Origin of the sequence: Pseudoalteromonas sp. 2CM36K (genome assembly GCF_023161865.1) — a bacterium.
GTDB classification, from domain to species: domain Bacteria; phylum Pseudomonadota; class Gammaproteobacteria; order Enterobacterales; family Alteromonadaceae; genus Pseudoalteromonas; species Pseudoalteromonas tetraodonis.
In genome coordinates this window covers 1-11,687 of sequence record NZ_JALNTK010000015.1, presented here as the reverse complement: position 1 = coordinate 11,687, position 11,687 = coordinate 1, and the positions used below count along the sequence as shown (strand labels likewise).

Annotated in this window: 9 protein-coding genes; 2 read left to right on the top strand and 7 right to left on the bottom strand. The window is 39.6% G+C overall.

From position 1 onward, the window contains the following. The first annotated feature begins 247 nt into the window (after positions 1-247). Positions 248-1,519 carry an O-acetylhomoserine aminocarboxypropyltransferase/cysteine synthase family protein gene (locus MTN97_RS10505; RefSeq protein WP_248474352.1) on the top strand — a complete coding sequence of 424 codons (1,272 nt, stop codon included), beginning with the start codon at positions 248-250 and terminating at the stop codon, positions 1,517-1,519. A 68-nt stretch (positions 1,520-1,587) separates the two neighbouring features. Next, a complete protein-coding gene (locus MTN97_RS10500) occupies positions 1,588-2,247 on the top strand; it encodes an NADPH-dependent FMN reductase (protein ID WP_248474351.1) in 660 nt (219 codons plus the stop codon). 16 nt (positions 2,248-2,263) lie between these two features. Here MTN97_RS10500 and MTN97_RS10495 read toward each other — a convergent pair whose 3' ends face one another. From MTN97_RS10495 to MTN97_RS10465, 7 genes are all read right to left on the bottom strand, one after another. Beyond that, on the bottom strand, positions 2,264-2,452 hold the full coding sequence (locus MTN97_RS10495; RefSeq protein ID WP_248474350.1) for a DUF1289 domain-containing protein: 189 nt from the start codon (positions 2,450-2,452) through the stop codon (positions 2,264-2,266). Between the two features lie 44 nt (positions 2,453-2,496). Continuing rightward, a complete protein-coding gene (locus MTN97_RS10490) occupies positions 2,497-3,012 on the bottom strand; it encodes a hypothetical protein (RefSeq protein ID WP_248474349.1) in 516 nt (171 codons plus the stop codon). 423 nt (positions 3,013-3,435) lie between these two features. After that, a complete protein-coding gene (gene hisIE, locus MTN97_RS10485; RefSeq protein ID WP_248474348.1) occupies positions 3,436-4,050 on the bottom strand; it encodes a bifunctional phosphoribosyl-AMP cyclohydrolase/phosphoribosyl-ATP diphosphatase HisIE in 615 nt (204 codons plus the stop codon). Beyond that, on the bottom strand, positions 4,041-4,820 hold the full coding sequence (gene hisF / locus MTN97_RS10480) for an imidazole glycerol phosphate synthase subunit HisF (protein ID WP_109874959.1): 780 nt from the start codon (positions 4,818-4,820) through the stop codon (positions 4,041-4,043). Before hisF ends, hisIE begins: the two co-directional genes overlap by 10 nt. Before the next feature lie 303 nt (positions 4,821-5,123). After that, positions 5,124-7,094, bottom strand: a complete 1,971-nt coding sequence (locus MTN97_RS10475; protein WP_248474347.1) for a diguanylate cyclase domain-containing protein — start codon at positions 7,092-7,094, stop codon at positions 5,124-5,126. Positions 7,095-7,290: 196 nt separating this feature from the next. Beyond that, positions 7,291-10,338, bottom strand: coding sequence for an efflux RND transporter permease subunit (locus MTN97_RS10470; RefSeq protein WP_248474346.1), 3,048 nt, complete (start codon positions 10,336-10,338; stop codon positions 7,291-7,293). A 10-nt stretch (positions 10,339-10,348) separates the two neighbouring features. Then, positions 10,349-11,419, bottom strand: coding sequence for an efflux RND transporter periplasmic adaptor subunit (locus tag MTN97_RS10465; protein WP_248474345.1), 1,071 nt, complete (start codon positions 11,417-11,419; stop codon positions 10,349-10,351). Positions 11,420-11,687 lie beyond the last annotated feature (268 nt).

Below are 11,687 nucleotides of genomic sequence, written 5' to 3'. Positions count from 1 at the left end.
ATAAATCATTTTTACCAAATAACTTAACACATTGCTATATATAATTTTTTATTATCACTCAAACTCTCAATAAAAGAGAAAATGCGCTCGCAGCTCATTTTCTTGAATATATGAGCAAACGGTAGTTTGAACGCTTTGTTAAATACAGTATTCAATCTATTTCCTTCAACATTCTTTAGTATATTTCATGTGCACTTTGTAACCATTAAATGCTACGTTAGGTGTAACTATATTGAAGGGATAAATTATGAAACTTGAGTCTTTAGCGTTGCACCATGGTTATGAATTTGAAGCCACCACTAAATCGGCGGCGGTGCCGATTTATAACACCTCTTCGTACACCTTTGATAATACCCAGCATGGCGCTGATTTATTTGATTTAAAAGTGCCGGGTAATATTTATACCCGCATTATGAACCCGACCAATGCGGTACTTGAACAACGTATTGCTGCGATGGAAGGCGGCATTGGTGCGCTGGCGGTGGCCTCGGGTATGGCGGCCATTACCTATGCGATTCAATGTTTATGTGAAGTGGGCACTAATATTGTAAGCACTAGCCAAGTATATGGCGGTACATATAACTTATTTGCTCATACGTTACCGCGTCAAGGTATTGAAGCTCGCATGATTAAAGCTGATGATTTTAGCGCCTTTGAAAACGCGATTGATGAAAATACCCGTGCAGTATTTTGTGAATCAATTGGAAACCCTGCAGGGAATATTGTCGATATTGAGCGTTTAGCTAACATTGCTCATAGTAAAGGGGTGCCGCTTATTGTTGATAATACCGTGGCTACCCCGTACTTATGTCGCCCATTTGAGCTAGGTGCTGATATAGTGGTTCATTCACTGACAAAGTATATAAACGGGCATGGTACCGCTATTGGCGGTATGATTGTTGATTCGGGCAAGTTTGACTGGAAAGCCAATGCCACCCGTTTTGTGATGATGAATGAGCCTGATCCGTCGTATCATAATGTAGTGTATACCGATGCGTTTGCTGAAGCGGCGTTTATTGGTCGTTGCCGCGTTGTACCACTTAGAAATACCGGTGCGGCGCTTGCGCCTAAAAACGCATCTGATATTTTAATTGGCCTAGAAACCTTAGGCTTACGAATGGATCGCCACTGCGAAAACGCGCAAAAAATTGCTGAATACCTAGAGAGCCACCCTAAGGTGCTGTGGGTTAATTACGCGGGATTAAAATCAAGCCCCTATAACGAAATGAGCCAAAAAATTACCAATGGTAAGGCGTCAGGTATTTTAAGTTTTGGCATTGCCGGTGGCCTTGAAGCCGGTACGCGCTTTATTGATGCTCTAAACATGATTTTACGTTTGGTGAATATCGGCGATGCTAAATCTCTGGCGTGTCATCCAGCATCTACTACGCACCGCCAATTAAATGATGAAGAACTGGCCAATGCGGGCGTTAGCCGCGATTTAATTCGTTTATCGGTGGGTATTGAAAACATTGACGATATTATTGCCGATGTAAGCCAAGCGCTCGATAAAGCCTAAATCGTACGTTAAATACCTCAGATTTTTTTGAGGTATTTATTTTTGTAATCAAAAAGGAGTGCCGTTACATGAAGTTATTAATTTTTCTCGGTTCGGTTAGAAAAACTACTCCACCTAAGCCTGCGCGTTTAGGGAAAAGAGTAGCAAAAGCATGTGAGCGTTGTTTGCTTGAGCACTACTCTGAGCATGAAGTAGAGCTTATTGATCCGCTTGATTATGATTTAGACCCTATCTTTAAGCCGCATTTTGCTTACGCACAGGGCGATGCGCCAGAGTCGCTTAATGCCTTAGCTGCAAAAATTAAAGCCAGCGATGGCTTTGTTATGGTAAGCCCTGAATATAATCATTCTATGAGTCCGGCACTCGCTAATTTGCTAAACCATTTTGGAAGTTCTCTATTTGGCTATAAACCCAGCGCGATTGTGACCTATTCTGCAGGGCAATGGGGCGGTGTACGCGCTGCTGTTGGCATGCGCAGCTTTTTAAGTGAACTAGGTTGCTTACCGGTATCAGCTATGATCCATGTACCAAAAGCGCAAGATGTGTTTATCGAAAGTGGTGAAGCAAACAATGCGGCAGAGCAAACATCGTGGGATAGCTATTTTTCGCGCACATTCAATCAATTAATTTGGTGGGCAGAAGGTGCTAGCAAACAACGTGAAGCGTTAGACCCTAAGCAATTAAGCAAAGACTTTAAACGCGACCCATCACAACGTAATGCGCCTTAATAGTTATAAATTCAAGCTAGTCTTTTTTGGCGTCTACACGAGGGGAGGCCAATATAGCTTGCTTTTGCTCATCGGTTAAAATAATCCAGTCGAATATTTCGTCACTTGTGCGCCCGCACCCAGTACAGTAGCTATTCATTCTATAACATTCACCGATACAGTCTGTTTTTAAATGAGTGGATTGTTTACTGGGTGTTTGGCGCATACATTCTCTCGTTATTATTTAGTGGCGCATACATTCTCTCGTTATTATTTAGTGGCGACGGGCTTTCCTACTTCTAACGAGGTCGACCAGGTTTTAATTTTTGATAAGGTTTTGCTGGTATAAACAGAAATAACCGGTGACTTGTCATCAAGTACAAAGGTGGTACGCAGAGAGGTTTCCGACTCTTTTTGTGTTTCTAACCAGTTGCTATTTTTTGTTAAACATTGGCGAGTGAGCTCAACGGCTTGTTGATGCATGGCAACGGCTTGTTGTTGGTCTTTGTAGTTTTCTTGACAGCGATAGGTCACGGTTTGATTGTTAAAGCTGGTTACTTGGCAGTTATTGCCAAATACGTTGTACTTTGCGCTCCACACATCTAAATAAGGTGTTTTTACTTTGGTGTCTTTTAACGCTTCAAAGCGATTGTCATAGGCGGCAATCAGCCCATCCATTTTTTCGCAGGGAGTTAGGTTATCTAGTTTAGCTTTTTGCTCAGTGGTTAAACTGCAACAGCCAGATAAAATTAGGCCAGTTAATACCAGCGATATATAGGTTTTCATAATGCGCTATCCTTTTGTAATAGCTATTCCTTGAACATTAGGGTCTATTGACCTTTCAAGGTTGAATTTGCAGCAGTCTGTTTGGTATTTAGGCAAGGCAGAGCCTATGTAGTGTGGTTATTCCCCATAAATAGGTGATAACGCAGCATCAATGCCAAACAGGCGCTGCCCTTCGGGTTCTGCCTAGGGGCGATTTACTCTTTGTTGCTCGGTTTTGACTTAGCCCACTAGGTTGCAAACCTCGCGCCGCGATTAAACCGCCCCTAGTTTGAACAAATTTTAATCCGCAAAGGTCAACAGACCCTAGTTAAAGAATACCCAAGGGAAGGAGTAAATGCTATTCGCAAGGTGTAATTTAAAGTGAATTTATGGTTTTAACATACTGAGTGCGCCACAAAATAGCGCACACAGTAACAGGCGGTTTTACTTATGACGCCCTTGTAGGCAAGTAACTGCATCGGTGAGCTCTAAGCCTTGGCGCTGTAGTAACACAATTAAGTGATATAACAAGTCAGCCGATTCGTTAGTAAGCTCATTGTTGTCGTGTTTCATTGCCGCAAGCGCCACTTCAACGCCTTCTTCACCTACTTTTTGGCAGCTGCGGCTTAAGTCTTCAGCAAATAAAGACGCGGTGTAGCTTTTAGCTGGATCGTCATTTTTACGTGCAACAATCACATCTTCAAGTTGCGCTAAAAAGCTTAAGCTTGGTTTTGCAGCATCGCCAAAACAGCTTTGCGTGCCTAAATGGCATGTTGGCCCTTCTGGGTTTGCCAATACTAAAATTGAATCGTAGTCGCAATCTGTATGCACAGAGACCACGTTTAAGTAGTTTTCTGATGACTCGCCTTTGGTCCATAAACGCGATTTAGAACGCGAATAAAAAGTCACCTTATTACTTTCAAGCGTGACAGCAAGCGCTTCGCTGTTCATAAAGCCTTGCATTAAAATTACGCCAGAGCGGGCATCTTGAACAATGGCAGGGATCATCTCGCTTTTAGCGAAATCAACTTGAGTTTGGTTTTCTAAGGTTACTTGCATAGTCTTGCTGCCACTTGGTTATCGATTAAAAATTGTTTTAGTTCGCCAATGTTAATCACGTTTTTGTGAAAAACACTGGCTGCGAGCGCACCATCTACTTGGCTTTGTTGAAATACATCAACAAAATCTTGCATGCTGCCTGCACCGCCTGAGGCGATTAAAGGAATATCACACAGCTGGCGTATTTTGCTTAGTTGCTCGTTGTCGTAACCGTTGCGAACACCATCTTGGTTCATACAATTTAAAACGATTTCGCCAGCGCCTAAGTCTTGTACGCGTTTAACCCATTCTTCGGTTTTATATCGGGTGCGGCTTGACGCATTAGGATCGCCAGTAAGCTGATACACTAAGTATTCACCGGTTGTTTCATCGTAAAAGCTATCAATACCAACAACTACACACTGCTTGCCAAACTCATCATGTAATTCTTTAATTAGCTCTGGACGCGCAATTGCAGGGCTATTAATACTGATTTTGTCAGCGCCACGTTCAAGCACACGAGCTGCATCGGCTACCGATTTAATACCACCGGCTACACAAAATGGAATATCGATATGGCGGGCAATGTTTTCAACCCAATTAACATCGAGTAAGCGTTTTTCAACACTTGCACTGATCTCGTAAAATACCAGTTCGTCGGCACCGGCTTCACTGTAGGCTTTAGCAAGTGTTAAAACATCGCCGACTACCTCATGGCCCTTAAATTTAACGCCTTTAACGACTTGGCCGTCTTTTACGTCTAAACAAGGAATTATGCGTTTTGATAACATGAGAATGCCTCGTTTTTAAAATTTTGATTTGAAATAAAGCTGTTTTTACATTTATTGTTTGTATGACTAAATAGAAGACACATAGACTGCACTTGATATGTTATTTATTTGATAAATTTGAATAGTTAATTTAATGAATGAATCTTAATGCATTACTATGCAGTGAATTCTTAACCCCACTATATAATAAAACTCCAACTATGTTAATCGCTAAAGCTAGAACTTAAAGTGATAATTAATGCCTTAAAAAAGTATTCGCTTCAAAGCTTATTTTAAATTTATAAAATACTAAATTTAAAATGTTTATTTGGAAAAGCGATAACAGTTTCTGCCAGAGTTTTTAGCTTCATAAAGTGCTTGGTCTGCCTGTGTTTTAAGCTTAATGCTGGTTTGAGTTTCTGACGCGCTGGTTGCAATACCAATGCTTATACCTAAGCTGCATTGCTGATCAAAAATAGTAAAGGGGGTGTTAATACTTGTGATAATTCGCTCTGCAATATCCGCTATTGCTTTTTTATCGTTTAACTGAGGAAGAATTGCTGCAAATTCATCTCCCCCAATGCGCGCAATAATGTCTTGTTGTCGTAAACAACTTTTGATGCGAATCACCACCTTTTTAAGAACTTCATCACCTGCACCATGGCCTAATTCATCATTGATGGGTTTAAAGTAATCTAAATCAAGGTACATAAGTACCAAAGGGCAGGAAAGCTGCGTTGCTTTTATGATTTCTAAATCAAGCTGCTCCAAAAAAATACGGCGGTTATAAAGCCCTGTTAAACTGTCAAAATAAGCATAGTTTTCTACTTTGGCTTGATATTTTCTTCTTTTAATTGTGTTTATGGCAAAAGTATAAATAACAAATATCATTAACGTCATAATACCAAGATAAAGAGCGATAATAAGTTTCTTTAAGCTACTAAACTCACTCTCTATTTTAGCCAGCGGGACTTTATTTATTAATGTCCATTCGGGTCTGTTTATTAGGCTATTAGCGATATTATTTGGGAGCAACATGTCGTTTAATAAAGTTAAGTGCTCATAAATATAAACATTGTTTTCATTTTCAATAATTCCATTCGCTTGGGTTTGCATGCTTTGCCATATGTGTGGCTGCTGATCTTTAAAACGGTGTTGCGGTCTGTTAGCAAACATAAATGACCATTGCTTATTGGTAGCTCCAAATAACCAATAGCTGTCTTTATTAAGCAGCATAATATTGCCTGATGAATTTTTTGAGATATTGTCTAATTGGCTAAGTAAGTGAGCTCCTTCAAGGTTGACGATAAGTAACCCTATTTTAGTCCCTTTGGGTCCCATTAGCACAGAAGCTAAACGTATCATTGGTTTGAAAGGGCGTTCTATCTCACCGTTTTCAAAATTTAAATCTAATGGGGAAATAAAAATAGCTGACGGGTTCATTTTTATAGCCTGTTTAAAATAGTAACGATGGCTTTTGTCTTGTAGCTGCTCTGCTGAGACTATAGCAACATTGTGCTTGTCTCTATGCACCCTTAATAGTTCCTTACCTGTTAGATCAAGAATTCGAATTTGTGTATAAAAGTTTTTAATAGAAATAAAGTTAGCATAGTCTTGCTCTAGCTGAGCTCTATTGACCGAACTCAAAATGTCATGATCTTTAAAATGATGATTGTTTCTTAAAATCAGCAAGTCACGAGAGGCATGATTAAGTTGTTGTAAAAAAGCTTTTTTTGCTTGTTTTAATTCATTTTTTTCATGTTGTATAACATTATTAATACGTGTTTGTAATTGGCTTTGGTAAAACATATATAAGGCGATATATAACAATACCGCAGAGCAAAAGTAGGCCAATGAACTAGTCAGTTTTGTCGTGTTTTTTTGTGTGTTATGTGATTGGTTTAATGAAAAAGCATATTTAATTACGAATAAATAAATAAGCGAGACACTTAAGCTACTTAAAATTAAGCCGTCAATGAGCATGATTTGCCATTGTTTTAACATGAGAGCATCAAAATTAAAGGCAAACATTATGATTGCTTCAACAGTGAACACAATCATAGCTATTTTTATAATAAGGAACTCAGTTCTGAGCTTTTGGTGAGTTACAAAGTCATTATCGCGAAATAAGTAAAGGGTAGTGACAATCGCTACTAACGCGATAAGGCTGGAATCTAATATTACTGAAAGCCAAACACCGGTAAACTGGGTAACAAATGCGGCTAAAAAAAGCATAATAACAGCTTCACTAAACGCTAAAGATAAAAAGAGGATCAGTAAGCGTTTTATTGGCATGAAAGTATCCGTGGAGTAAGTGTTATTATTGAATTTCAAAACGAAAACATTTTGTAACTATATAATAATTATAAAGGATGAGAATTACTATAAAGTTTATTAAATTAACTGTAGTTTTGACTAAAGTATAATAAGGATCCGGTCAAAGCAGAACATTGTTTAACCGAATCCTACAATTTAGAGCTTAATTACTCGCTTACTGATTTTGTTTAACATTCATAAAAATAGCATATAGCACGGGTATCACGATTAAAGTCAGCAGGGTAGCAAACAGTAATCCAAACACTAAAACCACAGACATTGATTGGAAAAATGCATCAAAATACAGTGGAATAACCCCTAATACAGTGGTCAGTGTGCCCATCATTACCGGTCTTACCCGACTATTTGCCGAATCGATAATGGCATTATATGCAGCTTTACCTTGGCGAATTTCTATGTCCATTTGATCTACTAATACAATGGCATTTTTAATTAACAAACCAGAGAGCGATAGCAATCCTAATATGCCCATAAACTCTAGTGGAATTTGTGTGGTTACCAGTCCAAAAACAACACCAATTAAGGCTAATGGCACGACAAGCCAAATAATAATTGGTTGTTTTAAAGCGTTAAATAACACAATAACAATCAGCACCATGGCTAAAAAGCCCAGCGGAATAGTTGAGGCCAGCATTTCGTTAGATTCTTTCGATTGTCCGTATTCGCCATCCCATTCAAGTCGATACCCTTGAGGTAGGTCAATGGCTTCTATTTTAGGCCTTACCCGATTAAATAACTCTGAGGCTAGTTCACCTGGTAGTGGATCGGCTTGGGTTTTTATAGTCCATTCGCGGTCTTCACGCTTTAAAATACCATCGCGCCAGACGGTTTTAAACCCATTGGTTACTTGCGCAAGGGGCAGTGTTTCACCAGTGATATTGCTTTGTACTTGAATGTTGCCAATATCGTTTATGTCGACACGTTCAGCTTGTGGTGCTCTAACAATAATAGGAATGAGCTCTTCACCTTCACGATACTGCCCAACGATTTGCCCCGAAAAATTTTGCTGTAAGGCTTCAGCAACTGCCTTACGCGTTACACCAGCGCGCTGTGCATTAATGGCAGAATACTGTGGCTCAATAACACTAATGCGTTGTCGCCATGTATCTTTAATTGATAGAGCGCCGCCATCATCAATTAATATTCCTTTTGCTTGTGCAGCTAGCTCTCTTAATACATCTGGGTCTGGGCCTTTAAATGTGGCTTCTATTTTAGAGCCCCCACCAGGGCCCATCACAAAGCGCCATGCTTTGCCTTGAGCATCGACAAAGTTATCGTCAATGTAATTTTGTACGGTAGGTAAAAGTTGATCTAGCTTTTTGTAGTCATCGACTTTAGCTAAAATTTGCCCATAAGAACTATTTGGTGACTCACTACCATAAATAAGCATGTAGCGAAGACCGCCGCCACCAATAAGCGTTTGTATACCTTCAACGCCATTTTGTTGCTTTACAAATTCCTCTAACTTGAGCATATCTTTTTTGGTTTTTTCAATATCGGTACCTTGTGGTAGCCAAAAATCAACCACCATTTGCGGTGTAGTAGAAGCTGGGAAAAAACCTGATTTTACAAATTGAAATCCCCACATAGACACACTGAAAGTGGCAACCACAATGGCAATACTAAGCCAGCGGTGATGCAATGCCGAAACCACAACAGACTGATATAACGCCATGAGTTTATTTGGTTTTGCTGAGCCTGAGGTGTCGTTATCTTGCTCTTTAAACAAGCAATAGCAAAATAAGGGAGTTAGGGTAATGGCAAATAACCAGCTGTATAATAAGGAGATTAAAATAACCCAAAATAAATGACCGGTAAATTCAGCGGTATCACCTGGAGCAAGACCAATAGGCGCAAACGCAACAATGCCTACCAAAGTACCCCCCAGTAGTGGCCATTTAGTTTGCTTGACGACTTCGCTAGCAATTTCTAACTTTTTACGGCCTTTTTGTGTACCAACTAAAATCCCTTCGGTCACAACTATGGCGTTATCAACCATCATTCCTAACGCGATAATCAGCGCACCAAGAGAAATTCGATGCATGGGTATGCCGCTCAAATCCATGGTAGCAAGGGTCGCAAAAATAGTTAGCAGTAATACGGCGCCAATAATAATTCCTGAGCGCAAACCCATAAATAGCAGCAGGGTAACCATTACGATCACCAGTGCGACTAAAACATTCACTACAAAGTTGTCGACTGAATCTTGTACTACTTTACCTTGGTGGTAAAACTCATGAACTGTGATACCCAGCGGTCTGAGGTTCTCAGTTTGTTTTACTTTGTCATCAACGCGGTCAAATACTTTAACCACATTAGCACCCAATACACTAGCAACCCCAAGTGAAATTGCAGGTTTAGAGTTATAGCGGACTAATTTTGTTGCAGGGCTTTGAAAGCCACGGTATACATTAGCAATATCTTTAAGATAAATTGTTTTACCTTCACCGCTGGCACTAACCAATAGATTTTTAATGGTATCAACGGAGTTTATTTCTCCGGTAGGGTCGATAAAAATACGTTGATCGCCAATTTGAGTGTTACCAGCGCTCAATACAGCGTTTTGCTCATCTAAAATGCCGTAAATATTATTAATAGACACGCCTAAAGAGGCTAACTCTTCACGAGCTATTTCTACAAATATGCCTTCTTGCTGCACGCCTGTCATAGCAACTTTGGCTACGCCCTCTACTTGTAAAATGTCACTTTGCAAATCTTTAGCGTAGGCATGTAACTCGTCGGGTGAGTACCCTTCGGCGGTTATTAAATAGCTCAAGCCATACACATCACCAAAATCGTCATAAACTTGTGGCGTGCCAGTACCAGGCGGTAATGTTGGACGTGTGTCATTTATTTTGTTTCTGAGCTTAGTCCAAATAACTTGCAACTCAGATTTAGTCGGGGAAAACTCTGATTTAATCTCTACTTTAATTTCAGATAAACCTGTAGATGAGGTGGATGATATAGTATCAACTTCTTGTAGTTCTTGAATTGCACGTTCAAGTGGCTCAGTTACCTCTTTTGCAACTTCTAGTGGGCTTGCACCTGAGTACGAGACAAACACTTGCGCGGTGCGAATTATAAATTCGGGGTCTTCAAACCGCGCCATATTTTTATAGGATGAAAAACCAAACCCTAGAGTTAAAATAATGAGTATGGTGCTAATTAATTTATTATTGATTGTCCATTTTGCTAAATCCATTACCGCGCTCCTATGCTTTAGTCCAAGGACGTACTTTCATACCCTCAGTTACATAGTTTGCACCTGCACCAACAATTACATCGCCAGCACTTAAACCGTCAGTGACGATGAGTTGTTCTCCAATGCCATTTTCAATAGTAACGGGAGTTTTAGAAGCTTGCATAGTTTGAGCGTCAACCGTCCATACAAAGTGTTCACCATTTTGTTCAAAAATAGCAAAGGTTGGCACTAATAAACGAGTGGATGCTGAGCTGGCTTCACGTGTAAGTTTTAAACTGGCATTCATACCTGGCAATATATTAAGGTTATTTGGTACAGCAAATGCAAATCGCACTTCATAAGTTTGACTCGCAGAGTCAGCTTCTAAATTGGCACGTCTAAATGTTGCTGGAATGGGGGGAGTCGATACATCTTGTAAAATAACTGACGCTACATTGTTTTGCTTAGAGTCAACCGTGGCCACAATAGACGCGGGAATATTTACCACCGCTTCCATTTCGCCTTTACCAAATAAAGTAACAACATGTTGACCTGCGCTTATGTTTTCAAGCTGCTTTACTGGCACCTCAGCAACAATGGCATCGTAAGGCGCTATAATTTTACTGTCAGATAGTGCTTTTTGCGCCGAGTCATATTGTGATTCAGCTACTTCTTTTTTAGATTTTAGTTGCTCTATATCTCGTTGTGAAATAACCCCATCTTTAGCGAGCTTTAAACCACGTTGGTAATCATTGTCGGCGGTTTCAAACTGAATTTTGCTCGACTTAACCTCATTAATAAAGTTTCGTTGTTCCAATACGGCTATTACATCGCCTTTTTTTACGTTTTGTGCGGCAATAACGTTAAGCGTTTCTAGCTTTCCGCTAACTTGAAAAGCAAGCTTTGAGCTCTTTATAGTGTCGATAGTGGCTGGGTAGGTGAGCGTTTTTGATTGCGACTCATCACCTATGGTTATTAGTTTAACCGCACGTGGTTCGTTTTGTTTTTGCGTGCTGACTTCACTTTCTGAGCAACCGGCTAATAAAAATAGAAACATGATACTAATCAAATTAAATTGAGTAAAACAAGGTGTTTTGATCATCTGGTTTACCTTAAATAAAAAGTGCGTTGTTAATTGTTGGCATTTTTAAGCAATTAAAAATTATAAAATAGCCAATTGAGTTTGTTTTCAAATTTACCTTAAATGCAATGTATTAAGTAGTAACTACTGACTACTTGAATGAAAGCAGCCATTAGCTAATGAGTAATAAATAACATTTTAATTTCAACAGCTGAATCGCCCCGAGTTCATCGGAGACCAGTTTGTTTAAGTCAGGCCACTTTACCTGACTCGTTTAAATTATCATAGT